General features: G+C 71.9%; 21 protein-coding genes. 12 read left to right on the top strand and 9 right to left on the bottom strand.

What is annotated here, in order from left to right; all coding sequences use genetic code 11:
* Positions 1–65 precede the first annotated feature (65 nt).
* Genes C7S10_RS04045 through C7S10_RS04070 form a run of 6 tightly spaced genes read left to right on the top strand, consistent with a single transcriptional unit; the run spans position 66 to position 6,667 of the window.
* A complete protein-coding gene (locus C7S10_RS04045) occupies positions 66–1,649 on the top strand; it encodes an amino acid permease (protein WP_108343066.1) in 1,584 nt (527 codons plus the stop codon).
* Between the two features lie 35 nt (positions 1,650–1,684).
* Positions 1,685–2,419 carry a FadR/GntR family transcriptional regulator gene (locus tag C7S10_RS04050; RefSeq protein WP_108343067.1) on the top strand — a complete coding sequence of 245 codons (735 nt, stop codon included), beginning with the start codon at positions 1,685–1,687 and terminating at the stop codon, positions 2,417–2,419.
* A gap of 7 nt (positions 2,420–2,426) precedes the next feature.
* Positions 2,427–3,785: a glutamine synthetase family protein gene (locus C7S10_RS04055; protein WP_108343068.1), complete on the top strand. Its 1,359-nt coding sequence runs from the start codon at positions 2,427–2,429 to the stop codon at positions 3,783–3,785.
* 1 nt (position 3,786) lies between these two features.
* Complete coding sequence (locus tag C7S10_RS04060) at positions 3,787–5,157, top strand: aldehyde dehydrogenase family protein (RefSeq protein WP_108343069.1); 1,371 nt, start codon at positions 3,787–3,789, stop codon at positions 5,155–5,157.
* 26 nt (positions 5,158–5,183) lie between these two features.
* Entirely contained in the window at positions 5,184–5,966 is a 783-nt protein-coding gene (locus C7S10_RS04065; protein ID WP_108343070.1) for a 3-oxoacyl-ACP reductase, read from the top strand.
* The gene (locus C7S10_RS04070) at positions 5,963–6,667 is read left to right on the top strand and encodes a gamma-glutamyl-gamma-aminobutyrate hydrolase family protein (protein ID WP_108343071.1); all 705 of its coding nucleotides are present in this window, start codon (positions 5,963–5,965) and stop codon (positions 6,665–6,667) included. Before C7S10_RS04065 ends, C7S10_RS04070 begins: the two co-directional genes overlap by 4 nt.
* 195 nt (positions 6,668–6,862) lie before the next feature.
* Here the strand turns inward: C7S10_RS04070 and C7S10_RS04075 are convergent, their stop codons facing one another.
* From C7S10_RS04075 to C7S10_RS04100, 6 genes are all read right to left on the bottom strand, one after another.
* Complete coding sequence (locus C7S10_RS04075) at positions 6,863–8,098, bottom strand: S8 family serine peptidase (protein WP_108343072.1); 1,236 nt, start codon at positions 8,096–8,098, stop codon at positions 6,863–6,865.
* Positions 8,095–9,513 carry a type VII secretion protein EccB gene (locus C7S10_RS04080; RefSeq protein ID WP_108343073.1) on the bottom strand — a complete coding sequence of 473 codons (1,419 nt, stop codon included), beginning with the start codon at positions 9,511–9,513 and terminating at the stop codon, positions 8,095–8,097. Before C7S10_RS04080 ends, C7S10_RS04075 begins: the two co-directional genes overlap by 4 nt.
* Positions 9,514–9,516: 3 nt before the next feature.
* Positions 9,517–10,899: a type VII secretion integral membrane protein EccD gene (gene eccD, locus C7S10_RS04085; RefSeq protein ID WP_108343074.1), complete on the bottom strand. Its 1,383-nt coding sequence runs from the start codon at positions 10,897–10,899 to the stop codon at positions 9,517–9,519.
* Between the two features lie 182 nt (positions 10,900–11,081).
* Positions 11,082–11,372 (bottom strand): WXG100 family type VII secretion target, encoded by a 291-nt coding sequence (locus tag C7S10_RS04090; RefSeq protein ID WP_108343075.1) that lies wholly within the window; start codon positions 11,370–11,372, stop codon positions 11,082–11,084.
* A gap of 35 nt (positions 11,373–11,407) precedes the next feature.
* Positions 11,408–11,716, bottom strand: a complete 309-nt coding sequence (locus tag C7S10_RS04095) for a WXG100 family type VII secretion target (RefSeq protein WP_108343076.1) — start codon at positions 11,714–11,716, stop codon at positions 11,408–11,410.
* A gap of 175 nt (positions 11,717–11,891) precedes the next feature.
* The gene (locus tag C7S10_RS04100) at positions 11,892–13,271 is read right to left on the bottom strand and encodes a hypothetical protein (protein ID WP_108343077.1); all 1,380 of its coding nucleotides are present in this window, start codon (positions 13,269–13,271) and stop codon (positions 11,892–11,894) included.
* Positions 13,272–13,408: 137 nt separating this feature from the next.
* On the opposite strand from C7S10_RS04100, the gene eccCa reads away from it, so the two are divergent.
* Positions 13,409–17,407 carry a type VII secretion protein EccCa gene (eccCa, locus tag C7S10_RS04105; RefSeq protein WP_243395188.1) on the top strand — a complete coding sequence of 1,333 codons (3,999 nt, stop codon included), beginning with the start codon at positions 13,409–13,411 and terminating at the stop codon, positions 17,405–17,407.
* An 88-nt stretch (positions 17,408–17,495) separates the two neighbouring features.
* Here eccCa and C7S10_RS04110 read toward each other — a convergent pair whose 3' ends face one another.
* Positions 17,496–19,217, bottom strand: coding sequence for a helicase HerA-like domain-containing protein (locus C7S10_RS04110; protein WP_108343079.1), 1,722 nt, complete (start codon positions 19,215–19,217; stop codon positions 17,496–17,498).
* A gap of 63 nt (positions 19,218–19,280) precedes the next feature.
* On the opposite strand from C7S10_RS04110, the gene C7S10_RS04115 reads away from it, so the two are divergent.
* Together C7S10_RS04115 and C7S10_RS04120 are read left to right on the top strand one after the other, a co-directional pair.
* Positions 19,281–19,580, top strand: coding sequence for a type II toxin-antitoxin system VapB family antitoxin (locus C7S10_RS04115; RefSeq protein ID WP_108343080.1), 300 nt, complete (start codon positions 19,281–19,283; stop codon positions 19,578–19,580).
* On the top strand, positions 19,577–20,083 hold the full coding sequence (locus C7S10_RS04120; RefSeq protein ID WP_108343081.1) for a LytR C-terminal domain-containing protein: 507 nt from the start codon (positions 19,577–19,579) through the stop codon (positions 20,081–20,083). Before C7S10_RS04115 ends, C7S10_RS04120 begins: the two co-directional genes overlap by 4 nt.
* Positions 20,084–20,090: 7 nt before the next feature.
* Here the strand turns inward: C7S10_RS04120 and C7S10_RS04125 are convergent, their stop codons facing one another.
* A complete protein-coding gene (locus C7S10_RS04125) occupies positions 20,091–21,638 on the bottom strand; it encodes a potassium/proton antiporter (protein WP_243395189.1) in 1,548 nt (515 codons plus the stop codon).
* 161 nt (positions 21,639–21,799) lie between these two features.
* Between C7S10_RS04125 and C7S10_RS04130 the strand changes: the two genes are divergently transcribed.
* Genes C7S10_RS04130 through C7S10_RS04140 form a run of 3 tightly spaced genes read left to right on the top strand, consistent with a single transcriptional unit; the run spans position 21,800 to position 24,493 of the window.
* On the top strand, positions 21,800–22,231 hold the full coding sequence (locus C7S10_RS04130; protein WP_108343083.1) for a hypothetical protein: 432 nt from the start codon (positions 21,800–21,802) through the stop codon (positions 22,229–22,231).
* 4 nt (positions 22,232–22,235) lie between these two features.
* Positions 22,236–23,162: a hypothetical protein gene (locus tag C7S10_RS04135; RefSeq protein WP_133176418.1), complete on the top strand. Its 927-nt coding sequence runs from the start codon at positions 22,236–22,238 to the stop codon at positions 23,160–23,162.
* Positions 23,159–24,493 carry a PGAP1-like alpha/beta domain-containing protein gene (locus C7S10_RS04140; RefSeq protein WP_108343085.1) on the top strand — a complete coding sequence of 445 codons (1,335 nt, stop codon included), beginning with the start codon at positions 23,159–23,161 and terminating at the stop codon, positions 24,491–24,493. Before C7S10_RS04135 ends, C7S10_RS04140 begins: the two co-directional genes overlap by 4 nt.
* On the opposite strand, the gene C7S10_RS04145 is transcribed toward C7S10_RS04140, so the two are convergent.
* Positions 24,478–25,875, bottom strand: coding sequence for a vWA domain-containing protein (locus tag C7S10_RS04145; protein ID WP_108343086.1), 1,398 nt, complete (start codon positions 25,873–25,875; stop codon positions 24,478–24,480). The genes C7S10_RS04140 and C7S10_RS04145 overlap by 16 nt on opposite strands.
* Positions 25,876–25,882 lie beyond the last annotated feature (7 nt).

The raw sequence follows: 25,882 nt of genomic DNA on the forward strand, positions 1-25,882 counted from the left end.
TGACACCTCTCTGTGACCCGGCCCACACTGACGAGATTCAGGTCATCAGGCAAGAGGGAGATGTCATGAGCGCGACTGACGACAAGCCGATGGACGCGGATGCGAAGCGGCTCGCCGAGATGGGCTACAGCCAGGACCTGAATCGCAGCTGGTCCGGCTTCTCCAACTTCGCCATCTCCTTCTCGATCATCTCGATCCTGGCGGGCTGCTTCACCAACTTCGGCGCGGGCTGGAACAACGGTGGCCCGATCTCGATCTCGTGGTCGTGGCCGATCATCAGCGTCTTCATCCTGATCATCGGCTTCACGATGTCGGAGCTCGTCTCGGCCTACCCGACGTCGGGCGGCATCTACTGGTGGGCCGCCAAGCTCGGCGGCCCGCGCGCCGGCTTCTACACCGGCTGGCTCAACCTCGTGGGTCTCGTCGCCGTCACCGCCGGGGTGGCGTACGGCTGCGCGACCTTCATCGACCTCACGCTCAGCACCTGGTCGGAGTCGTACGCCGCCGACTACAACCTCACGCGCGTCTTCTTGATCTTCGTGGTCGTCCTGGCGATCGCCTCGCTGCTCAACATCTTCAGCAGCCACCTGATGGCGATCATGAACAACGTGTCGGTGTGGTGGCACGTCGCCGGCGCGGCGGCCATCGTGCTGATCCTGCTGATCGTCCCCGACACCCACCAGAGCTTCAGCTACGTGTTCACCGAGCGGATCAACAACTCGGGCTACTCCGACGGCAGCACGTCGAGCTTCGTCTTCCTCTTCGCCGTCATCCCGTTCGGCTTCCTGCTGACGCAGTACACGATCACCGGCTTCGACGCCTGCGCCCACCTGAGCGAGGAGACGGTCGGCGCCTCGACCGGCGCCGCGAAGGGGATCTGGCAGTCGATCCTCTACTCCGCGATCGGCGGCTACATCCTCCTGCTGTGCGTGGTCTTCGCGGTCCCCAACGGTGCCGACGGCAACCCCGACAACTCGCTGGGCGCCGGCGGCGTGGCCCCGATCTTCAACGCCGCCCTCGGCTCCAACTGGGCCGGCTTCGTGCTGTTCATCTCGTCGGCCGGCCAGCTCTTCTGCGCGGTCTCCTGCATGACGTCGGCCTCCCGCATGACCTACGCCTTCAGCCGCGACCGCGCGGTGCCGGGATCGAAGCACTGGTCCCAGCTGACGGCCAGCAAGGTGCCGGCCAAGGCCGTGCTGTTCGTGGCCGTGTGCGCCGCGATCGTCACCCTGCCGGCCCTGGTCGAGGTCAACATCGGCACCGAGGAGGCGCCGATCATCTCGCCGATCGCGTTCTTCGCCGTCACCTCGATCGCGGTCGCCGGGCTCTACCTCTCCTTCGCCATCCCGATCTGGCTGCGCTGGAAGCACGGCGAGAACTTCGAGGTGGGCGAGTGGAACAACGGCGCGAAGTACAAGTGGATGAACCCGCTCGCGGTCGCCGAGATCGTCATCGTCGTCCTCTTCCTGATGTGGCCGGCCTACATCGGCGGGCTGCCGGGCAGCGACCTGTTCGAGTGGAAGTTCGTGAACTACTCGCCGATCGTCACGCTCGGTGTCCTGATCGGCATCACGATCTGGTGGGAGGTCTCGGCCAAGAAGTGGTTCAAGGGACCGATCCGCACGATCGACCCGGCCGAGATCCCCTGAGCGTCCCTCACCTCCGCCCTGACATCCTCGCCGACATGAACGCCGCTCGGGCAGCCGACCACCTCGGCGACGTCGTCCTCCGTCCGGTGCGTGGCCACCACGCCTTCGAGGGCTGCGTCGAGCAGCTGGCGACGGCGATCCGGCTGGGGGTCTACCCCCACGGAGCGCCGTTGCCGACCGAGCGCGACCTCGCCGAGCGGATGGGCGTCTCGCGGGCCACCCTGCGCGAGGCGATCGCGGCGCTCCGGATGGCCGACATGGTCGAGACCAAGCGCGGCCGCGGCGGCGGCACGGTGGTGTCCTTCCGCCCCGAGGCGCCCTCGACGGACGGCTCGCCCGGCCTCGCCGGCCGCACCGAGCACCTGCTCGACTCGCTGACCTTCCGCCGCGTCGTGGAGCCGGGCGCCTGCCACATCGCGGCGAGCCGGACCCTGAGCGCCGCCGAGAAGATGGTGCTCACCACCGCGCTCACCGAGGTCGACCAGGCCCCCGACGAGGCCGCGCACCGCCAGGCCGACTCGCGGCTGCACCTCGCCATCGCCTCGGTGACGGGCTCCCCCATGACCATCGCCTCGGTCACCGAGGTGCAGGCGTGCCTGCACGACCTGCTCCAGGCGATCCCGGTGCTGCAGGTCAACATCGAGCACTCGACGCGCCAGCACCGGGCGATCATCCAGGCCATCCTCGGCGGCGAGCCCACCCGGGCGCGCCGGGCCATGGAACAGCACTGCGACGACACCGCCGCGCTCCTGCGCGGCCTGCTGGGATAGGACGCACATGACCCGCAACGACAGGCACCTCGACGTCGACGAGCTGACGGCCCGGATCCGGGCCGGTGAGATCGACACGGTGGTCGTCGCCTTCACCGACATGCAGGGACGCCTCCAGGGCAAGCGGCTGCACGGGCACTACTTCGTCGACGTCGTCCTCGGCCACGGCACCGAGGGCTGCAACTACCTGCTCGGTGTCGACATCGACATGAACACGGTCGGCGGCTACGCGATCACCTCGTGGGAGCGGGGGTACGGCGACATGGAGTTCGTCCTCGACCTCGACACGATCCGCGTCCTCACGCACCTGCCGGCCACCGCGATGGTGCAGTGCGACCTCGTCTGGCCCGACCACAGTCCCGTGGTGCAGTCGCCGCGGAGCATCCTCAAGGCGCAGCAGCAGCGCGCCGCCGACCTCGGCTACGACGCGGTCGCCGGCACCGAGCTGGAGTTCATCGCCTTCGAGGACACCTACGAGGAGGCGCACGACGCCGCCTACCGCGGCCTCACCCCGGTCAACCAGTACAACGTCGACTACTCCATCGTCGGCACCACCCGGGTCGAGCCGCTGCTGCGCGACATCCGCAACACCATGTACGCCGCCGGGCTCGACGTCGAGGGCGCGAAGGGCGAGTGCAACCTGGGCCAGCACGAGATCGGCTTCCTGTACGCCGACGTGCTGGTCACCGCCGACAACCACGCCGTCTACAAGACCGTCGCCAAGGAGATCGCCGCCCAGCACGGCAAGTCGCTGACCTTCATGGCGAAGTTCAACGAGCGCGAGGGCAGCTCGTGCCACATCCACCTCTCGCTGCGCGGGCGGGACGGCGACATCGTGTTCTGGGAGGACGAGAAGCGCTCACCGCTCTACGACAGCTTCGTCGCGGGGGTGCTCGCGACGATGGCCGACTTCACGCTGCTCTACGCCCCCAACATCAACTCCTACAAGCGGTTCGCCGACGGCTCGTTCGCGCCGACGGCGATCGCCTGGGGCGAGGACAACCGCACCTGCGCCGTACGCCTCGTGGGCCGCGGAGCGGGCGCCCGGATGGAGAACCGGGTGCCGGGCGGCGACGTCAACCCCTACCTCGCGATCGCCGCGATGATGGCCGGCGGCCTGCACGGGATCGAGGAGGGCCTCGAGCTCGAGCCACCGCTGGAGGGCAACGCCTACACGTCCGGTCGCCCGCGCGTGCCCGCCACGCTGCGGGACGCGCGCGACGCCTTCCATGCCTCTGGGATCGCCCGGAAGGCCTTCGGGGACGATGTCGTCGACCACTACACGAACATGGCCGACGTCGAGCTCGCGGCCTTCGGTGCCGCCGTCACCGACTGGGAGCTCCGGCGAAGCTTCGAACGGATGTGACATGACGACCTACGAAGTCATCAACCCGAGCACCGGGCAGCCGGTGGCCGAGGTCGCGCTGGCCTCCGTCGAGGAGACCGACGCCCTCATCGAGCGCGCGCACGAGGCGTTCCCCGCCTGGCGGGACGTGCCCCCGGGCGAGCGCGCGCGGCTGCTCCGCTCGTTCGCCGCGGTCGTCGACGCCCACATCGACGAGCTGGCCCAGCTCGAGGTGCGCAACGCGGGGCACACCCTCGGCAACGCGCGGTGGGAGGCGGGCAACGTCCGCGACGTCCTCAACTACTACTCCGCCGCCCCGGAGCGGCTGTTCGGCCGCCAGATCCCGGTGCCGGGTGGCATCGACGTGACCATCCACGAGCCCCTCGGCGTCGTCGGGATCATCGTGCCCTGGAACTTCCCGATGCCGATCGCCGGCTGGGGCTTCGGCCCCGCGCTGGCCGCCGGCAACACCGTCGTGCTGAAGCCGGCCGAGCTCACGCCGATGACGGCGATCCGGCTCGGCGAGCTCGCGCTGGAGGCCGGCCTGCCCGAGGGCGTGCTGACGGTCATCCCCGGCAAGGGCTCGGTCGTGGGCGAGCGCTTCGTCACCCACCCGTTGGTGCGCAAGGTCTGCTTCACCGGCTCGACCGAGGTCGGCAAGCAGATCATGCGCGGGTGCGCCGACCAGGTGAAGCGCGTGACCCTCGAGCTGGGCGGCAAGAGCGCCAACATCGTCTTCGCCGACGCCGACGTCGCGAGGGCGGCCGCGCTCGCGCCGTACGCCGTCTTCGACAACGCCGGCCAGGACTGCTGCGCGCGCTCGCGGATCCTGGTGCAGCGATCGGCGTACGACGAGTTCCTCGGCCGCCTCGAGACCGCCGTCAGGGCGATGAAGGTGATCGACCCGGCCGACCCGGCGAGCGAGATGGGACCGCTGGTCTCGGCGAGGCAGAAGGAGGTCGTCACCGGCTACCTGTCCGGCGTCGAGACCGCCTTCACCGGCACGACGCCCGACTCGGACGATCAGGCAGGCGGCTTCTGGGTGCCCCCGACGGTCGTGCTGGCCGACGACCCGGCGATGCCGATCTGGCGCGAGGAGGTCTTCGGACCGGTCGTCGCGGTGATGCCCTTCGACGACGAGGAGGACGCGATCCGGCTGGCCAACGACACCGAGTACGGTCTGTCCGGCTCGATCTTCACCCGCGACGTCGGCCGCGCCCTGCGCGTGGCTCGCGGCGTGGAGGCGGGCAACCTCAGCGTCAACTCCCACTCCTCGGTGCGCTACTGGACCCCGTTCGGCGGCTACAAGCAGTCCGGCCTCGGCCGCGAGCTCGGCCCCGACGCGCCCCAGGCGTTTACCGAGGAGAAGAACGTCTTCATCGCGCAGGACTGACCCGCGCACTTCAGGAAGGAACCACCATGGCCGGACGTCTCGAAGGCAAGGTCGCCGTCATCACCGGGGGATGCTCCGGCATCGGTCTGGCGACCGTGCGCCGCTTCCTCGAGGAGGGCGCGAAGGTGGTGATCGGTGACCTCGACGACGCGCGCGGCGCCGAGCTCGCCGACGAGCTCTCCAGAGAAGGCGGCTCAGTCACGTACGTCCACGTCGACGTCACGAGCAAGGACGAGGTCGACGCGCTCTTCACGACGGCCAAGGACACCTACGGCTCGGTCGACATCGCCTTCAACAACGCCGGCATCAGCCCGCCCGAGGACGACTCGATCCTCACCACCGAGCTCGATGCGTGGCGCAAGGTGCAGGAGGTCAACCTCACCAGCGTCTACCTCTGCTGCAAGGCTGCCCTGCCCTACATGATCGAGCAGGGCAAGGGCTCGATCATCAACACCGCCTCCTTCGTCGCGGTGATGGGCGCCGCCACCTCGCAGATCTCCTACTCCGCCTCCAAGGGCGGCGTGCTGTCGATGACCCGCGAGCTCGGGGTGCAGTTCGCCCGCGAGGGCGTGCGGGTCAACGCCCTGTGCCCCGGCCCGGTCAACACCCCGCTGCTGCAGGAGCTGTTCGCCAAGGACGCCGAGCGCGCCGCCCGCCGGCTCGTGCACGTCCCGATGGGCCGCTTCGGTGAGCCCGAGGAGATGGCCAACGCCGTGCTCTTCCTCGCCTCCGACGAGTCGTCCTTCATGACCGCCTCGACGTTCCTCGTCGACGGCGGCATCTCGGGCGCGTACGTGACCCCCCTGTGAGCCGCCCGCTCATCGGGCTCAGCACCTACCGCGAGGACGCACGCTGGGGGGTGTGGGACCAGAAGGCCGACCTCCTGCCGACGGTCTACGCCCGCTCGATCGAGGCGGCGGGGGGCGTGCCCGTCCTGCTCCCGCCGACCATGCCGTACGCCGCCGCGGCGACCTCCGTCGTCGCCCGGCTCGACGCGTTGGTGATCAGCGGCGGCGCGGACGTCTCCCCCGCGGCGTACGGGGAGGAACCGCACGAGCGCACCGCGGCCTGGCGCGACGACCGCGACGCCTGGGAGCTGGCGCTGCTCGACGCCGCGGACACGACCGGCCTGCCCGTGCTCGGCGTGTGTCGCGGCATGCAGGTGATGGCCGTGCACGCCGGTGGCGTCCTCGAGCAGCACGTGCCGGACGTGGTCGGCCACGAGCGGCACAGCCCGGGCGCCGACGCCTTCGGCTCGACCTCGGTGTCGGTCGCCCCGGACAGCAGGCTGGCCTCCCTCATCGGACCGACCGGTGTCGTCCACTGCCACCACCACCAGTCGGTGCGCGAGCACCCGGGGTTCACGGCCGCGGCCTGGTCGGACGAGGGACTGCTCGAGGCGATGGAGGCGCCGGGCGAGCGGCTGTGCGTCGCCGTGCAGTGGCACCCCGAGATGGCCGCCGACGCCGGGCTGTTCGCGGCGCTCGTCGAGGCGGCCGCCGCGCGCTGACCTCGTCCCCCGGCGGTGACCCACCCACCTTCCCCGGCCCCGGAACGTGGCTCACGCACCGGCGGGTCGGCGCGTCGCGTCCGACGCACCCGGCAGCGGTGACCCACCCACCTTCCCCGGCCACGGAACGTGGCTCACGCACCGGACCGAAGATCGCCGGCGTGAGATCAGCGGCGTGAGATCACCGAAGCGAGATCACCGGCGTGACAGGGACCGCAACATGAAGGCCAGCGCCATCAGCGCGCCACCGCCGAGGCCGAACCACAGCAGCAGGGCGCGCGAGGACCCGAACAGGTCCAGGCGGGCCGGCGGCGGGGGCGGCATCGAGTCGCGGCGGTCCTGGGCCGTCGAGCGCTCGATCTTCCCGCTTCGCCCGGGGTCGAGGGAGCGGGTCAGCGCGTCGTGGGCCTGCACGATGCCCGCACCGGTCCACGGGTTGCGCGCCTCCTCCGAACCCTCCGTGGTGGCCAGCAGCCGGGCGATCGTCTGCTTCGCCGTGTCGCGAGGGTAGTGCGCGCGCAGCATCGCGACCACGCCGCTGACCTCGGCGGCCGCCCACGAGGTCGCGACCTCGTCGAAGGTGCACCGCTGGCCGTTGGCGTTCACCGAGATCGCCTCGAGGGTCGGGGCCGCGAGGTCGGTGTCCTTGTTGGGCACCACCGAGCCGATCGGGCTGCCTCCCGGCGGCGGGGCCGCGCTCACGGCCAGCACGCCGGGGTAGTCCGCGGGATAGACCGTCGCGTCGTTGTCGGGGGTGCCCTTGAAGGTGTCCGACTCGTCGCCGGCGTTGCCGGCCGAGGCGACCACCACGACGTCCTTCGCGAGCAGGTCCTTGACCGCCGCCCGCAGGGTCGGGTCGTCGGTCGGGACCGAGAGCGAGATGTTGACGACCTGGAACTTGGTCGTCGCGTGCAGCGCGATCGCCTGCCGGATGCCGGCGGCGATCCCCTCGGACGTGACGGCCTTCTCCCCCTGCGAGACGTCCGCGTCCGTCTTGTCGAAGACCCGGATGTCGATCACCTGGGCTCCCGGAGCCACCCCGTCGGGCCCGGCGATCAGCCCTCCGACGAGGGTGCCGTGCCCGGACAGCAGCGGGCCTGACGTCTCCGGCACCGACTGAGCCGGGGCGCCGGCGTCGATGCCCAGCCCCTCGCGGATGCCGCTGTCGATGACGACGACCTTGACGCCCGTGCCGTCGGTGACCTCCTGGGCCTGCGGCACGTGCATCCGCTCCAGCGGCGGGTTGGTCTTCGCCTTGCTGCCGGCCAGCACCTCGGACTCCGGGATCACGTCCTGCAGACAGGGCGCCTCGTCGGCGGCGTACGCCGCACCCGACCCCGCGACCGACACGGACCCCGCGAGCGGCAGGACCGCCCCGACCAGACCGGCGGCCAGGAGCCCCACGCCCCGGCGCCGGGCCAGCGCGGTCATGAGCCGTCGCCGGCGGCGTCGGCCGGCGGCGCGTCCTCGGGGACCCGCCGGGCGAGGTTGGTCGACAGCTCGGTCTTGTCCTCGAAGAAGTCCATCCACGCGCTCGGCACCACGGGCGCAGTGGTGTCGCCGTAGCCGATGTAGGACGGGACCTCGGCCCCCACGAGCTCGTACTTGTAGCCGGCCGAGTCGATGACGTACGGCGTGCCCTCCGTGGCGGCGTCGTCGGACCCCGACTGCACGTAGGCGCCGCCGGCCGGCTGCACCTCGACGTCGTGGCTGCCCTTCGCGAGGCCCTGGGAGCTCGCGTCGCCCGTCGGGGTGTCGGCCAGCGTGGTGCGGGTGGTGCCGTCCGCGTCGGGGTGCAGCACGGCGCACATCTCGGGGGCCGGATCGGCGGTGGGCACCGCGTCGGGCCACTCGGCGGGATAGCCGGTGACCTGGAACTGCGCGTCGAGGTCGCCGTCGATCGGTTGGGCGGCGGAGCCCACGACGGCGTACACCATCGTGGAGAACTCGTTGAGCGACTGCGGCCCGTCGTCGCCGAGGAGGTAGCTGGCCCCGTTGGGGGTGGTGATCAGGTCGCCGATCTTGAAGCGCGAGAGGTCGGTGTCGACGATGTCGCCGTAGTCGGCCGGCTGGCCCTCGCGGGTGACGCCGAAGCCGTCCTTGGTCAAGGCGCTGCCGCTGCGGAACAGGTTGAGCCAGTCGGTGCTGACCGCGGGAGCCTGCTCGACCGCGCCGAACCCGAGGCGCTGGGCGAGGGTGCCCGCCTGGGTGAGGTCGCTCGGCATCTCGAAGCGGTAGGCGCGGCTGTCGGGTCCGACGGTGTCGGGGGCGATCAGCCACAGCTTCTTCGCGCTCCGGACGAGGAACGCCGAGCCGGTCAGCTCGTCGACGGTCGGCGTCCGGTCGATCGCCACCTGGATCCCGGTGTCGGGGGCGGTGCACGCCGTCCAGCCGTCCTGGATCAGGCCGTCGGGGTCGGGCAGGCCGGCGGGGGCGTCGTCGATGCCGAGGTCCTCGCCGAGGGTGATCTCGCGGATGTACTTGTCGCGCACCTGGAACGGCGTGAGGTCCGACTCGCCCAGCAGCAGCTGCGCGGAGATGTAGTTGGGCACCCGGCGGATGACCGGGTCGTCGCCGCCCTCGAGGACGACGTACTGCTCACCGGTGTCCTTGCTGGTGACGAAGCTGCCCGCCTCCAGCCACTGCGAGTTGGGACGACCGATCAGGAAGCCGGCGATCGCCGCCCCGGCGAGCAGCAGGAGCGAGATCGCGACCCCGCCGATGAGCACCCGGCCCGGGCGCACCGGTTCGACCTCGCGGCCTCCCGGTGCACCGCTGATGAAGGCGGTGATGAGGCGGCGCTTGCTGAAGGAGTAGGCCTCGACGAGGTCCTTCTTGGTGGCCACGCGTCAGCCCTTGATCATGTGGAAGAAGCCGGCCGCCACCACCATCAGCGGGAGCAGCGAGATCAGGGTCGCGGTCTCGATCGCGTCACCGATGCGGCCGCGTCGCACGGACGGCGAGGCGGGCACGAGCGTCGAGACGAGGAGGACGGCACCGACCACCGCGAGGGCGATCGCCGCCTCGGCCCGCCAGGCGTCGTGGATCAGCAGCATCGACAGCGCCACCGAGACGAGCCCGAGGATCCCGGACACGAGCCCCGCGAGCACCTCGGAGCCGGCGCGGTACTGACGGGTGCGGAACATGACGGCCAGGCAGCACACCGCCGCCAGGATGGTGCCGAAGACGCCGCGGCTCACCGCGAGCGGCGCCAGCAGCACGAGCAGCGTGCCGACCGTCGCCGAGACAGCCAGCAGGATCTCGTGCGCGACGCGGGCGTCGGCGCCGACCTGTGCCGGGTCGATGTCCTCGGGGTCGGCGGTGATGTCGTGCAGCGAGTAGATCTGGTCGACGCGGGTGCCGGTGACGCCCAGCGCCAGCCACGGGAAGATGCTGCCCGCCAGCACGACCAGGGTCATCAGGACCGTGAACACGACGCTGGGGTCGAACTCCGAGACCTGCATCAGCAGGCCGCTGGCCGTCAGGATCGCGCCGACCACGATGGCCGGGATCACCAGCGACCGGCCCTCGGCGAGGCCGACGACGGCGACGATGCCGACGAGCAGCATGGCGCCGCCCGCGGTGGCGATCGGCGCCCCGAAGAACTCGTTGGGCATCGGCCACGTCCAGGAACCGAGCTCGCCGGGTGCGAGCAGCAGACCGGCGACGCCGGCGTAGAGCACGGCGAGCAGCGCCACCGCGACGCCCGCGTCGGGCTCACCCTGGCCCCGGGCCAGCACGATCCCGCCCACGACCAGCAGCCCGGCGGCCGTGGCGGCGGCGATGCCGCCCATGACGCTCTCGCCCTGCAGGAGGAGGGCCAGGGCACCGAGTCCGAGGAGCAGGCCGCCCGCGCCCAGCGCCGTCCGGCGACCGGCGGTCGCCTCCCACGGCTTGAGCTCGTGCTCGACCACGTCGGCCATGGCCTCGACGATGTCGTCGTAGACGCGGGGCGCCTCGTCGTCGATGCCGGCCACGACGGTGAGGAGACCACCGTCCTCGATGCCCTGGATCAGCAGCCCGGCGTCGCTCGCGAGGCGGCGGCCGTCCTGGGCGACGAGTCGGTAGCCGCCGTAGACCGTGCTGGCGTCGAGGATGCCGACGCTGCGGGCGAGCTCGGGCACGAGCTCGGCGACCGGGACCGCTCCGGGCAGGACGAGGTCGACCCGGCGCGACCCCGAGGCGACGGTCACCCGGACCAGTCCCGATCCGACGGGCGTCGTCTGGCTCATGCTGGTGTCCCCCGTGTGCTTCGTGGTTCGGCGCTCACTGCGCGCGGGCCTCGCGTGGCCTGCCCGGCGATCGGGAGCAGACTATATGGGCGATCGACGCGTCGAGGTCGCCCCGGACACGACCGAGGCCGGCCGCCCCGAGGGGCGACCGGCCTGAGGTCGAACAGTGGTGCCGATGCGGATCAGAAGCGGCCGGCGCCACGGGCGTCGGCGGCCTTGTACTCCTGGTTGGAGGTGTCCACGTTGACGCTGGCCTGCTCGAGCAGGGCGATCATGTCGGCGATCGCCTTGTCCCAGGTGGCCTTGGCCTCGCGGTAGGCCTCCTTGGCCGCACCGGTCCAGTCGCTGGCGAGCGGCTTCAGCTCGTCCTCGAGGGTGTCGAGGCGGGTCTGGATGTCCTTGGCCGCCGTCAGGACGTCGGCCGAACCCTGGTCGAGCTTGCCGTGCTGGACGTTGATTCCGTCGAAAGACATGTGCTTCTCCTTCTGAGTCTGAGTGGTGGCGGCGGTCAGCCGAGGCGGTTCTGGAGGTTGAGGTGGGCGTCGGACTGACCCTGGTCGGTCGCGACGTTGTCCTTCTCCGTCTCCTGCATGGAGGTGGCGAGCTGGTCGAGCGCCCGGAGGATCGTCTCCTGCTTCTCCTGCCAGGCGACCATCAGGTTGCCGAAGGAGGTGGCGCCCTGGCCGCCCCATCCGCCCATCATCTCGCCGACGCGGTCGCTGAGCGTGTTGCACTTGCCCTTGACGTCGCCACGCGCGGTGTTGACGAACTCGGCTCCCTTGGAGAGCGCCTTCTCTGTCTGGCTGAGGTTGGTCATCTCAATCCTTCCCCCTCGGCGGGTGTGTCCCGCAAGAGTTCACTGGTGTGTGTAGGTCGTGCTCTGAAGTGGTGTGGTGCTGAGACCCTGCCCGCTCTAGGAGCTGTCCCGCCCGGGGAGACGTCCCGACCCCCCGCGCTGGGATCGATGTACCCGGGCGATCCGGGCCTAAACATCAGGAAGTCATTTCCCACAGGGCACGGAAGAGGCCGGACGCCACCACGGTCGAGGCGAACGCCAGGGCACCCGTGAGGCCCTCGGCGACCTCGGCCCTGCGGGACCACCACACCGAGCGCCAGCCGCGACCCGTCGCGACCGCCGCCGCCAGGCTGATCAGCCCCAGCAGGGTGAGGACCACGAGAGCCCAGGTGAGCCACGTGGTCGACAGGTCGCCGACCTCGAAGGCGATCAGCCACAGCCAGCAGGACAGACCGGCGGCGCGGAGCAGGCGCCGGGCCGCGACGTGGCGGTACTGCCGGGCGGCGAGCAGGATCGCGGCACCTGCGAAGAAGGTCAGGCACCGCGCCCCGATGCGGTCGAGGTCGATGGTGGCGCTCGACAGCAGCAGCGGCGACGCGACCGCCGTGACGAGCAGGATCGCCGCGCACGACGCGGTCACCGTACGGGTCGCGTCGGCCACCAGACGGCGCATCGCGGGCTCGGGGATCACGAGGCGCCCGCGGCGCCCGGTCGACTTGTCGCGGGCCGACCACGCCGTCACGGCGAGCCGGTCGAGGTCGAGGAGCGCCTCGTCGGGCACGTCGACGGCCAGGGACGGGGCGAACCGCGCGCCGAGCATTGCGAGCACCATGAGCACGGCCCACGAGACGCGCGCGTTCCACTCCATCAGCGGACTCATCGCGCAGACCCCGAAGACGACGGACCCGACCACGATCCACACGGTCAGCACCTGGTCGCGGCCGGGGGCCATCGCCCGTGTGATCGCTGCGGTGAGGGCCGCGGCGAGGGCGCCGACCGCGACGACGGCGGCCATGAGGTGGTCGCCCGGCTCGAAGAACGCGGCGAACGCAGCAGCGGCGGCGAACGCCGGCGCCGCCGACGTGCGCTGGCGGGCGTGCCGCCCCCAGGGCAGGGCCGCGGCGAGCGCGCTCGCCATCAGGACCCCCACCGTGACGGTGCGCAGGACGTCGTTGCCCGCCCGTGCGGCGTACCACGCGGAGAGGGCGGCGGCTCCCGCGGCCAGCACCGTCACGACCGCCGCGACCTCGGGGGTCTCGGGGACGGCCTGCGTCGCGTGGGTGTCGTCGTCGCTGGCGCGTGCCCGGCGGACGCCGGTCGCGGCGATCAGCACGGTGCCCGACTCGACGCCCATCTCGGCGAGCGCACGGTCGGCACGCAGGTGCTCGCCCAACGGGGTCTGGAGCAACGGGATGCCGCTCATGCCGGCCTGGTCGGCGTAGGCGCGGCCCACGTCGACGGGGGTCGCGCCGATCGGCACGACGAGGTCCATGACGCCGACGGGACCGTGGACGCTGATCGCGATGGTGGCGGCGGACCCCGAGGAGGGAGTCACCTCGGACACCACATCGGACACGGCTCCCCCTTGCATCTGCCTTGCGTCTGCGCCTCGACGACCTTCCGGAGCGGGTCGACCCTGTGCAGGGTAGTAGGTCGTCCGTGCCCCACCTATCATCATGGCGACTCGACCGGGCGTCACTAGGGGGAACAGGCGTGAGCACTGCACTGCGAGGCGGGCAACGGCTCGACGAGCCGGAGATGCCCGGTGGCCAGATCGTGCTCCAGCCCCCGCCGGAGCTGACGGAGAACGAGGGTGCCAGCGGCGTCTTGATGAACGCCATCCCGATGCTCGGCAGCCTCGGCTCCATCGTGCTGGTGGCGACCATGGGCGGCGGCGGCAACCGGACCCGCAGCTTCCTCGCGGCCGGCATGTTCCTCTTCGCCACCCTCGGCTTCATCATCGTGCAGATCGACCGGCAGCGTAAGCAGCGGGCCCAGCAGGTCACCGGCTCGCGCACGGAGTACCTCCGCTACCTCGCCAACATCCGCAAGGTCGCCCGTTCCGCCGCGGCGCAGCAGCGCCGGGCCCTGATGTGGCACCACCCCGAGCCGAGCGCCCTGCCGGCCCTCGCCGAGGACCGGACGCGACTGTGGGAGCACGGTCCGGGCGACGAGAACTACCTGCACGTGCGCTACGGCCTGTGCTCGCAGCCGCTGTCGATGGAGCTCGTGCCGCCGGAGAGCGCGCCGATCGACCAGGTCGACCCGGCCGCCGCATCGGCGCTGCACCGGCTCCTCGTCGTGCACCGCCTGCAGCCCAACCTGCCGGCCTCCATCGACCTGCGCGCCTTCGACCGCATCGAGCTCTGCGGTCCCGAGGAGGACGTGCGCTCGGCTGCTCGCGCGATGATCTGCTCGGCCACCGCCTTCCACAACCCCGACCAGCTCGTGGTCGCGGTGCTCAGCTCGGAGGCCAACCTGACCCACTGGGACTGGGTCAAGTGGCTGCCGCACGCCCAGAGCTCGCGCGAGGTCGACGCGGTCGGCCCCCGGCGGCTCGTCGGGACCTCGATCGACGACCTCGGCACCCTGCTGCCCCCCGACCTCAGCGACCGACCGCGCTTCGGCGCCGACGAGCGACCGCCGACGCCGCACATCCTGCTCGTGATCGACGGCGGCCACCTGCCGCCCGGCAACCACGTCGTCCCGCCCGACGGCCTGCACGGCGTGACCGTGCTCGACCTGCCCGCGCGCTGGGACGAGCTCGAGGACTCGACCCGGCTGCGGCTCCAGTTCGCCGAGGGTCGACCCGAGCTCGGCAAGCTGCCCGTGCTCGGGGTCAGGGTCCGCGAGGAGCCGGTGAAGGCGCTGATCGACCAGTGCGACCTGGCCACGGCCGAGGCGTTCGCCCGCCGGATGGCGCCCCTCAAGACCGTGTCCGCCGACGCCGCGTCCGGCTCGGCCGTCGACATCACCTCCGCCAACCCCGACCACATGGAGCTGCTCGGGCTCGGCGACATCCACACCTTCGACCCGTCGAGCTCGTGGCGACCGCGCCCCGCCCGCGACCGCTTGCGCGTGCCCATCGGCATCGGCGACTCGGGCGGCCTCGTCCACCTCGACATCAAGGAGTCCGCCCAGCAGGGCATGGGCCCGCACGGGCTCTGCATCGGCGCCACGGGGTCCGGCAAGTCGGAGTTCCTGCGCACCCTCGTGCTCGGCCTCGTGATGACCCACTCCCCCGACCAGCTCAACCTCGTGCTGGTCGACTTCAAGGGCGGCGCGACGTTCGCCGGCATGGCCGACATGCCGCACGTGTCGGCCGTCATCACCAACCTCGCCAACGAGCTCACCCTCGTCGACCGCATGCAGGACGCCCTGTCCGGCGAGATGGTGCGCCGCCAGGAGCTGCTCCGCGACGCCGGCAACTACGCCTCGATCCGCGACTACGAGAAGGCCCGCGCCAACGGCGAGGACCTCGCGCCGATGCCGTCGCTGTTCATCGTGGTCGACGAGTTCTCCGAGATGCTCTCGGCCAAGCCGGAGTTCATCGACCTCTTCGTGGCCATCGGCCGCCTCGGTCGCTCGCTCGGCCTGCACCTCCTGCTCGCCTCGCAACGCCTCGAGGAGGGCCGCCTGCGCGGGCTCGAGTCCCACCTGTCCTACCGCGTCGGCCTGCGCACCTTCTCCGCCGGCGAGTCCCGCGCGGTGCTCGGCGTCCCGGACGCCTACGAGCTGCCCGCGGTCCCCGGCCTCGGCTACCTCAAGCCCGACCAGTCGACCCTGCTGCGGTTCAAGGCGGCGTACGTCTCCGGACCGCCGAGCGGGCGCGCGCGCGTGAGCCGCGACGAGGGCGGCCACGTGCGCGGCATCCTCCCCTTCACCATCTCCGAGGTGCAGGCGCTCGAGGCCCTCGAGGGCGAGGAAGAGGTCGCCCCGGTCGCCGTGCAGCAGCAGGGCGAGCAGCCCTCGCTGCTCGACATCGCGGTCGGCCGGATGGTCGGCGTGGGCAACCCCGCCCACCAGGTCTGGCTGCCGCCGCTCGACGTGCCCGACACCCTCGACGAGCTGATGCCCGACCTGGTCGAGGACCCCGAGCTCGGCCTGGTCTCCCCCCAGTGGCGCGACCTCAACGGCCTCGTGATCCCTCTCGGCACCGTCGACCGGCCGCGCGAGCAGCGCCGCGACACGATGACGCTCAACCTGTCGGGCGCGTCGGGCCACGTCGCCATCGTGGGTGGTCCCCGCTCCGGCAAGAGCACGCTCCTGCGCACGATCGTCACGAGCATGGGCCTGGTCTCGACGCCGGCCGAGTCGCAGTTCTTCGTGCTCGACTTCGGCGGCGGCACGTTCGCCCCGCTGACGCGCTTCCCGCACGTGTCCGGTGTCGCGACGCGGTCGGAGCCCGACGTCGTGCGCCGCGTGGTGGCCGAGATCCAGGGCGTCGTCGACCGGCGCGAGGCCTACTTCCGCGAGAACGGCATCGACTCCATCGAGACCTACCGCCTGCGCCGGGCGCAGGGCCGCGCCGACGACGGCTGGGGCGACGTGTTCCTGGTGATCGACGGCTGGAGCACGCTGCGCGCGGAGTTCGACGACCTCGAGATGGAGCTCCAGCAGCTCGCCGGTCGCGGCCTGACCTTCGGCCTGCACATCGTGGCCGCCGCGACGCGGTGGGCCGACTTCCGCGCGGCCATGCGCGACGTCTTCGGTTCCAAGCTCGAGCTGCGACTCGGCGACCCCGTCGACTCGGAGATCGACCGCAAGGTGGCGGCCCTCGTGCCGACCGGTCGACCCGGTCGCGGCCTCGTGCCGAGCAAGCTGCACTTCCTCGGCGCGCTCCCGCGCGTCGACGGTGACGGTGACGCCGTCAGCCTCGGCGAGGGCGTCGACAACCTCATCGACCGCGCCAACGCCGCCTGGAAGGGAGCCCCCGGCCCCAAGCTGCGACTGCTCCCCGAGCTCATCAGCCTGGACAAGATCCGCGAGGACGCCGTGCGCCGCAAGGTGGACGAGAAGCGCATCCTCATCGGCATCAACGAGAAGGAGCTGGCGCCGGTCGCCATCGACGTCGCAGCCGAGCCGCACCTGCTGGTGTACGGCGACGGGCAGTCCGGCAAGAGCGCGCTGCTGCGCAACTACGTGCAGGAGGTCATGCGCACGCGCACCCCGAAGGAGGCGCAGATCGTCGTCGTCGACTACCGCCGCTCCCTGCTCGGCGAGGTCCCCGACGAGTACCTCCTCAACTACCTGACGTCCGCCACCCAGGCGACGCCGACGTTGAAGGACATCGCGACCTACCTCGAGAGCCGGATCCCCGGTCCCGACGTCACCCCCGACCAGCTGCGCAACCGGTCGTGGTGGACGGGTGCGGAGGTGTTCGTCGTGGTCGACGACTACGACCTCGTCGCGACCCAGCAGTCCTCGCCGGTGCAGGCGCTGCAGCCACTGATGGCGCAGGCCCGCGACACCGGGCTGCACCTCGTGGTCGCGCGCCGCGTCGGCGGGGCGTCGCGGGCGTCGTACGAACCGGTGCTCCAGTCGATGCGCGACCTCGCCATGCCGGGCATCCTGCTCTCCGGCCCGCGCGACGAGGGCGCCCTGATCGGCAATCTCCGCCCGCAGCCGGCCCCGCCCGGTCGGGCGCGCGTCGTCACCCGCGACAAGGGGATCGAGGTCGCGCAGCTCGCGTGGACCGAGCCGATGACCTGACCCGACCCACCGCGCAGCGGTGGGTGAGCCACCGTCCCGGCCCGGGGACGGTGGCTGGCTCACCGCCGCGGGCGGTCGTCCCGATGGGTCAGCGACGTCCGGACTTGAACATCCCCCGGGCGACCTCGCGGGCCGCCGTACGCATGAAGTCCTTGAACGCGCTGGACTTCACGACGTCCATGACGATCCCGTCGTCGTCCTTCTTGGCCTGCTTGGTGACGCGGGTGGCCTTCTGCTCGCGCGCCATCTCCTTGATCCTCGCGTCCTCGGCTGCCTTGCGGGCACCCTCCTCGATGCGCGCGGCGAGCTTCTCCCGGGCCGACTCGCGGTCGACGACCTCGCTGTACTTCGCGTGCAGCGGGCTCGCCTCGACCGCGGCCTGCATGGCCGTCGCGTCGGCGGCACCCATCAGCGACTCGGGGGCGCGCAGGCGCGTCCAGGCCACGGGGGTCGGGGCGCCACGCTCGTTCATCACCGTCACGACGGCCTCGCCGATGCCGAGGCTGGTGATGACCTCGCCGAGGTCGTCGTAGGCCGAGGTCGGGTAGGTGTTGACGGTCTGCTTCAGCGCCTTGGCGTCGTTGGGCGTGTGGGCGCGCAGCTGGTGCTGGATGCGGGAGCCGAGCTGGGCGAGCACGTCATCCGGGACGTCGGTGGGGCTCTGCGTCACGAAGAAGACGCCGACGCCCTTCGAGCGGATCAGCCGCACGGTCTGGGCGATCTGGTCGAGGAACGCGTCGGAGGCGTCGTTGAAGAGCAGGTGCGCCTCGTCGAAGAAGAACACGAGCTTGGGTCGGTCGATGTCGCCGACCTCGGGCAGGTCGTGGAACAGGTCGGCCAGCAGCCACATCAAGAAGGTGGAGAACAGCGCGGGGCGGTCCTGGAGGTTGGGCAGCTCGACGAGGCTGATGACGCCCTGGCCGTCGGTCACCTTGAGGAACTCGCTCGACTCGAACTCCGGCTCGCCGAAGAACGCGTCGGCGCCCTGGGCCTGGAACGAGATGAGCTCGCGCAGGATCACGCCGGCCGTCGCGCTGGAGAGCCCGCCGAGGCCCTTGAGGTCGGCCTTGCCCTCGTCGCTGGTGAGGAACTGCACCACGGCGCGCAGGTCGGCGAGGTCGAGGAGCGGCAGCCCGGCCTGGTCGGCGTAGTGGAAGACCAGCCCGAGGCTCGACTCCTGGGTCTCGTTGAGCCCGAGGACCTTGCTCAGCAGCATCGGGCCGAAGGAGGTCATGGTGACGCGGAGGGGTACGCCGATGCCCTGACCGCCGAGGGCGAAGAACTCGGTCGGGAAACCGGTCGCGGCCCACTGCTGCCCCACGGACGCAGCCCGGGCGGTGATCTTCTCGCCGCCCTCGCCCGGCACGCTGAGCCCGGACAGGTCGCCCTTGATGTCGGCGGCGAACACCGGCACGCCGTTGGCACTCAGCTGCTCGGCCAGCAGCTGCAGCGTCTTGGTCTTGCCGGTGCCGGTGGCCCCGGCAACGAGGCCGTGGCGGTTGAGCATTCCGAGCGGGATGCGGATGTGCACGTCGGAGAGGTGGGTCGCATCGAGCATCAGGCCGCCGAGCTCCAGCGCCGTCCCCTCGAAGGTGTAGCCCGGCGCGACGGCCGCGGAGATCGGGTCGAGCTCGGCCGGCGCCGCGGGCGCCGCGACCGGAGTCGCGGGGGCCTCGGGCGCCTCCGTCGGTGCCGCGGCGGGAGCCTCCGACGTGGTCACGGTGGGCGACTCCGTGGGCGACTCGGCAGGCGCCTCGGCGGGCACCTCCGTCGGCTCCGGCGTGACGGGCGGCTCGGGAGTCTGCGTCATGCTCGCAGCCTAGCCAGCCCCGCGCCCGGTGGGACCTGTCGAAGGCGTCGATATAGTCGCGCCGTGATCTTCAAGCGGGTGGGCCGGGAACGTCCCTACCCCGCGCACGGGCTGGAGCCGCGTGACTGGGCCAGGATCCCCCCGCGCCAGGTCCGCATCGACCACCTGATCACCACCAAGGACATCCTCCAGCTCGCCACCCTGCTGGACGACGACTCGACATTCTACGGCGACCTGTTCGCCCACGTCGTGGAGTGGCAGGGCGAGCTCTACCTCGAGGACGGACTGCACCGGGCGCTCCGGGCCGCCCTGCACCAGCGCAACATCCTGCACGCCCGCGTCTACCAGGGCGGGGACCGATGAGCGCGGCGCTGCGGTCCACGGTGACCCTGCTCGTGCTGGGCCTGCTGCTGGTCGTCGCCGCCCTGTGGGGCTGGAACGCGATGACCAAGCCGTTCCCCAGCTCGGAGCCGGCCCCGCTGTGCACCGAGACGACGGTCGACACGGGGACGCAGGTCTTCCGCGACCAGGTGGCCGTGAGCGTCTACAACGGGAGCAACCGCAACGGCCTGGCCGGCGCGACCATGGAGCAGCTGGAGGAGCGCGGGTTCGTCGGCGCCGACAGCGGCAACGCGCCCGCGAAGATCAACGGGGTCCAGATCTGGAGCGACGAGCCGCGCAACGCGGCGGTGCGCCTGGTGGCGCGCCAGTTCAAGAACGCCAAGGTCGTCTCGGGCGAGGAGCTCGGCCGCGGGGTCGTGGTGGTGGTCGGCGAGACCTTCAAGTCGCTGCGCAAGAAGGAGGTCGAGTCGGTCGACGCCGTCGAGGCCTCGACCTTCTGCAGTCCGCCGGAGAGCGCGGAGTAGCGACCGCTCAGTCCTTGGGCTTGCGGCCGTTGCCGAGCCACTGCGCCAGCCGGCCGCCGGACGACACCTGGCGCAGCCGCTCCTCGGTCGCCTCCCGCGCCTTGCGCGGCGTCACCACCAGCAGGTCGTCGCCGTGTCGCAGCACGGTCCGCCGCTCCGGCACCAGCGCCTGCCCCTGCCTGATCACCAGCGACACCGAGGCGCCGGGCGGCAGCCGGAGCTCGCCGACCTCGACGCCGTGCATGCGTGAGCTGTCGGCGATGGTGACCTGGAGCAGGTCGGCGGCGAGCCGCTCGAGCGGCGCCGCCTCCACCTCGAGCCCGCGAGGTTCGGAGCGCCGCGCGACGCCCAGCAACCGGGCGACCAGCGGCAGCGTCGGTCCGGTGAGCATCGTGTAGATGACCACCATGACGAAGACGATGTCGAAGAGGCGGTCGGACCCCTCGACGCCCTCGGCGAGCGGGATGGTCGTCAGCACGATCGGTACGGCGCCACGCAGCCCGGCCCACGAGATGAACCCGAGCTCGCGCCACGGCATCGGCTGGACGACCGAGCTCACCAGCACCGACAGCGGGCGCGCCACGACGGTGAGGATCAGGCCGGTCACGACCGCGTAGCCGACGATCTCCAGGGTGATCCGGCTCGGCGAGAGCAGCAGCCCGAGCATGACGAACAGCCCGATCTGCGCCAGCCACGCCAGGCCCTCGGCGAACGACCTGGTCGCCACCCGGTGGGGCAGCTCCTGGTTGCCGAGGATCAGCGCGGCGACGTACACCGCGGCGAACCCGGAGGCGTGGAGGGCCGCCGCGCCGCCGTACGCGATGAAGGTCAGGCAGAGGACGGCGAGGGGGTAGAGGCCCGACGACGGCAGGGCGGCGCGGCGCATCACCCAGGCGCCGCCGACCCCCGCGACCACGCCGATGGTCGCGCCGACGACCAGCTCGAACACGATCGTGCCGGCGACGTTGACCAGGCCGCTCTCGGCCGCCGCCCCGGTCGAGATGACGGAGACGAGGACGACCGTGGGAGCGTCGTTGAGACCCGACTCCGCCTCGAGCGCGCCGGTCAACCGCTTGGGCAGGGGGACGACGCGCAGCACCGAGAACACCGCCGCGGCGTCCGTCGGCGAGCAGACGGCGCCCAGCAGGATGGCCAGCTCCCACGGCAGGCCGAGCAGGTAGTGCGCACCGACGGCGACCACGGCCACCGAGATCGCGACGCCGAGCGTCGCGAGCGAGACCCCGAGCCTGATGGAGGGCCGCATCTCGCGCCAGCTCGTGGTGAGACCACCCTCGGCCAGGATCAGCGCGAGCGCGCCGAAGCCGAGCGCGTGCGCGAGCTGGGCGTCGTCGAAGTTGATGCCGAGTCCCGACTCACCGAGCAGCACGCCCATCAGCAGGTAGAACAGCAGGCTGGGCAGGCCGACGCCGGCGGAGAGCCGCACGGCGAGGATCGCGGCCAGCGTGACCAATGACCCCACGAGCAGGAACGAGTCGAGCTGGTGGACGTCGAAGGTCACCGGCGCCTCTTCTCTGGTCAGCTCGGGTCGGGACACGATCCTATCGGTGGCGCAGGGGCCCCTCGACCGCGCCGGGACCGCGTGGACGGCCCGTCCGGACCGCTTGAAAATTGAACGCCCTCGCCGGGTTTGGGAGCCCGCGCCCCGGGTAGGGGCGCTGAATCAAGTGCACGGGGATGACGAGAAGGGTGTGATCGATGTACGGCGACACCGCCGCATCGCGTAAGCGCGTCGCCCAGCTGCGCGAACAGGGCGGCGACATCCGCGCCGCCGCCGACCACCTGGTCGCCCAGGCCGAGAGCGTCCCCTGGCGCGGCCGGGCCGCCGACGCGATGCGCGCCCGCATCAAGGAGCGGGCCAACCAGCTCCGCGTCGCCGCCGGCCACCACGAGACGGCTGCCGACTCCCTCGCGCGCCACCTCGGCGAGATCGACGCCCGCAAGGACGCGATCGAGACGATCCGCCACAAGGCCGACTCCCTCACCGGCGACGCCGCCAGCCGGATCGCGGCCCTCGAGGCGGAGGGCGACGGAGCGCAGCCCAGCGACCAGGACGTCGTCCTCGCCGCCTTCGTGCCACCCCCGGCCGGTCACAAGGACTGGCTCAGCGTCGAGCTCCCGGGACTCTGACATGGTGACCATCGACCTCACGACCCCGCAGCCCCCGGCGGCCAACTTCCTCGACGGGCTGCCCCGTCGGCTGGCCCTCACGCTCCCCGAGCTGCGCCACGCCGCGCGCCTCGCGGGTGACGCGCCGCTCCCGTTCGACCTCGCCGAGACCGTCTCCGGCGGAGGCGGGCTCGAGGGCCGCCTCGGCCAGTCGCGCGGGACCTCCGAGGACAATGCGTACGCCGAGGCGCTCGCCTCCCTCCACGACGCCGGCGACTCGCTGCGCCGCCGCGGCCTGATCACCGACGACGGGATCGACCCCGGCCTGACCGGTGCGATCGGCCTGCTGGCCACCCCGACCCTGGCCCTCGACCTCGACGTCGCCGCGCCCGGCACCCAGGTCAAGGCCTGGCACCGACAGGCCGGCAACGCCGTGGCCACCCTCGCGACCTGTGACGGGCTCGTCTTCGAGCTCGCGTGGTTCGCCGCCGATCTCTGGCCGGGCGAGATCTCCCGCGCGGCCGACATCCCCGACGACGTGCGGCTGGGCGAGTCGGCCGTGCCGGCGGAGATCGACCTGCCCTTCCACCTCGTCGACGCGGTCGGCGAGGGCCTGCGCTCGGGCCGGTCCGACCTCGTGCCCGTCCTGATGAGCCAGCACGGCTCCGGTGTCGTCGACGGCGAGGGCGAGCCGCTCGAGGCGACGGCCGCCGCCGCGGCCGTCGCCGCGATCCACACCGAGGGGCGTGGGCGCCTGCGCGTGCTCGCCGCCCGGGTGGCCGACGACGAGACGACCGAGGTCGGCCTCGTCTCGTGGGTGCTGCTGGCCGACGGCTGGCACTCGCTGACCCCGCACCAGGCCGAGGACGATGCCCGGCTCCGCGTGCGCCGTACCCTCCCCGACGACCTCGCCGCCGAGCTGGCGCCCGTCCTCGCCCAGGTGATCGCATGAGTGACAGCCCCACCCCCCGTCCCACCCCCGACGCCACGACCGACGCGGCGGTGGACGCCGACAAGTACGCCCAGATGCTGGCGCTGGCCGACTTCTTCGACCGCTCCGGCTCCGACATGCGCGAGCGCGCCCGACTCGGGACCGCGATCCTCACCGACCCGGACGTCCTCGACACCGCCGAGCTCTCGCAGGGCACCTTCGCGCAGGCCGAGGAGGACATCCGGGCCGCGACGACCGGCAAGCAGGGGCTGCTGACCCGCTCGGTCGAGCTCGACGCCGACGCCCTGGTGGTGCGCGCGACGGTGCTGACCTACCGCTGGATCGACGAGCTCCAGGCCGCGGCCTTCAAGACGCTCGGCTCCATCGCCGGTCGCGCCATCGGCTACCTCGCGCCCGAGGTGGCCCTCGGCGGTGCGATCGTCTCCGCCGGGCTGATCGAGACCGACTCGCTCGACCGCGACGGTGTCGCGGCCTACCTCAACGAGCTCGCCGACAACCACCCCGAGCTGATGGACCACCTCACCGACGGGGGTGGCCTGCTCGAGGGCCTCGCGATGCGGTCCCTGCTCACCGCGGGGGTCATGTCGTCCGACAGCGGCGCCGCGGCGGCCCGGGGTGGACTGCGGGCGATCGGCGTCGCGCCGTTCCCCGCCGACTCCGCGTCCGCGCTGCGCGACGCGGCCGCCGGGTTCGCGGAGATCTCGACCAAGGAGCCGACGCCCGAGTCCGCGAGCGACAGCGAGCTGCCGTCCTCGATCGAGGACCTCATGGTCACGCTGACCAACGCCGACCGGCGCATCAGCGTCCAGCGCATCGGCGCCGGCCGCTACATCGCCTATCTCCCGGGCAACAGGGCCCACGAGGGTGGGCGGCTGCGGCTCGTCGGCAACGACAACGCGACGTACGTCCGTCAGGTCGTCCGGGCGATCGAGCAGGCCGTCGAGGGCGAGACGTCCACGTCCGACCCGGCTCGCGTGATGCTGGTCGGTTCGTCCTACGGCGGAGCGGCGGCCGCCGAGATCGCCTCGGCCGCCATCTCGCGGGCGTTCGTGGTCGACCAGGTCGTCACGGCCGGTGCGCCGGCGGCGCAGGTGCCCTCGATCCCCGAGCAGACCCGCGTGCTGTCGCTGGAGGACCGGGCCGACCCGGTCGCCCTCCTCGGCTCGCTGATCAACGCCGACGTCGCCAACCGGGTGACCGTGGTCTACGACGGCGACGCGGGCAGCACCCAGCCCTACGTCGCCGGCGGGCGCGCCGCCGACGAGGCCCAGCACCCGGGCCTGCGGGCGGAGATCAAGCGCATCCAGGAGCTCGGCTACCTCGCGGGCTGAGTGCCCATCGAGATCGCGGACACGAACTCCTCGAGCTGCGTGAGGTTGCGGCACTCCACCATCGGCACGATCTCGCCGTAGGTGGGCGCCGCGCTGTCGCCGGTGCCCCAGTGCCGGGCGTGCTCGGGGTTGAGCCACCATGCGTGGCGTACGGCGCCCTCCAGCTCGCGCAGGACCGGCAGCGCGAGGTCGCTGTAGTTGGACCGGGCGTCGCCCAGCACCAGCAGCGAGGTCTTCGGGCCGAGCGCGTCGGCGTGCTCCTCGGCGAACGTGGTGAAGGCGCGGCCGTAGTTGGTCCGCCCCCACAGCGCCGCGTGGGCGGTGCTGGCCGCGAGGTTCTCCATCACCTCGACGACGTCGCCGCCGGGGGTGAAGTGGTGGGTCACCTCGTGCACGGTGTCGACGAAGGTGAAGGCCCGCACCTTCTGGAACTGCTCGCGCAGCGCGAAGACCAGCAGCAGCGTGAACTGCGCGAAGTTGGCCACCGAGCCGCTGACGTCGCACAGCACGACGAGCTCCGTGCGGTGGGGACGCTTGGGTCGGTGGTGCGTCTCGAGCGGGACCCCGCCGGTGGACAGCGACGCGCGGACGGTGCGCCGGAAGTCGAGGGCCCCGCGCCGGCGAGCGTGCTGCTGCTTCGTCAGGCGGGTGGCGAGCCGCCGGGCGAGCGGATAGATCTCGCGGCGCATCTCCTCCAGGTCGGAGCGGCGGGCAGCGGTGAAGTCGAGCCGGTCGATCGTCGGCCGGACCACGACGTCGGCGACGTGCTCGGCGCCCTTCTCCTCCGCGATGCGCCGGCGCGCGTCGCCCTCCACGAGACCGGTGAAGCGTGCGACCCGGCGCCCGGCGACGCGCCGCGCGTCCTCCTCGACCATGCCCTGCGCCATCAGGCCGGCGACGAGCTGACCGACCAGCTGCTCCGGCGAGACCCGCTGGAGGGTCGTGTACGCCGACCAGCTGGACAGCCCCGGACCACGGCCCGGCATCGCGCCGAACCGGGCGACGGCCTCGACGGCGAGGTCCTGGAGCGACGGCCCCTCACCGCCCTCACCACTGTCGCCCTCGGCCAGCGCCTCGGCCAGCTGCTCGGTGAACCGTTCCAGAGCCGGGCCGCTGTCGCGGACGACCTCGCCCCCGGGCTCGCCGGCGACCCCGGACCCGACCAGCCGCGGGAAGTAGAGGTCGAAGATCGCGTCGAACGTGACGCGCTGTGCCTGCTTCTTGACCAGCGTGGCGGCGTACGCCGTGCGCACCACCTCGCGATCGCCCCACCCGATGTGGCGCATCGCGTCGATCGCGTCCAGGCCCTCGGCCAGCGAGACCGACAGGCCCGCCGTGCGGAGGGCCTCGACGAAGCCGATGTGGGTGTCGAGCAGCGTCACGGACGTG

This window comes from Nocardioides currus (assembly GCF_003057875.1).
Taxonomy (GTDB): Bacteria; Actinomycetota; Actinomycetes; order Propionibacteriales; family Nocardioidaceae; genus Nocardioides; species Nocardioides currus.

Coding starts and splice junctions, on each gene's coding strand:
- C7S10_RS04055 (WP_108343068.1), top strand. CDS start 2,427: ATGACCCGCAACGACAGGCACCTCGACGTCGACGAGCTGACGGCCCGG.
- C7S10_RS04110 (WP_108343079.1), bottom strand. CDS start 19,217: ATGACGCAGACTCCCGAGCCGCCCGTCACGCCGGAGCCGACGGAGGTG.
- eccD (WP_108343074.1), bottom strand. CDS start 10,899: ATGAGCCAGACGACGCCCGTCGGATCGGGACTGGTCCGGGTGACCGTC.
- C7S10_RS04075 (WP_108343072.1), bottom strand. CDS start 8,098: ATGACCGCGCTGGCCCGGCGCCGGGGCGTGGGGCTCCTGGCCGCCGGT.
- C7S10_RS04050 (WP_108343067.1), top strand. CDS start 1,685: ATGAACGCCGCTCGGGCAGCCGACCACCTCGGCGACGTCGTCCTCCGT.
- C7S10_RS04065 (WP_108343070.1), top strand. CDS start 5,184: ATGGCCGGACGTCTCGAAGGCAAGGTCGCCGTCATCACCGGGGGATGC.
- C7S10_RS04095 (WP_108343076.1), bottom strand. CDS start 11,716: ATGACCAACCTCAGCCAGACAGAGAAGGCGCTCTCCAAGGGAGCCGAG.
- C7S10_RS04140 (WP_108343085.1), top strand. CDS start 23,159: ATGAGTGACAGCCCCACCCCCCGTCCCACCCCCGACGCCACGACCGAC.
- C7S10_RS04120 (WP_108343081.1), top strand. CDS start 19,577: ATGAGCGCGGCGCTGCGGTCCACGGTGACCCTGCTCGTGCTGGGCCTG.
- C7S10_RS04090 (WP_108343075.1), bottom strand. CDS start 11,372: ATGTCTTTCGACGGAATCAACGTCCAGCACGGCAAGCTCGACCAGGGT.
- C7S10_RS04130 (WP_108343083.1), top strand. CDS start 21,800: ATGTACGGCGACACCGCCGCATCGCGTAAGCGCGTCGCCCAGCTGCGC.
- C7S10_RS04060 (WP_108343069.1), top strand. CDS start 3,787: ATGACGACCTACGAAGTCATCAACCCGAGCACCGGGCAGCCGGTGGCC.
- C7S10_RS04045 (WP_108343066.1), top strand. CDS start 66: ATGAGCGCGACTGACGACAAGCCGATGGACGCGGATGCGAAGCGGCTC.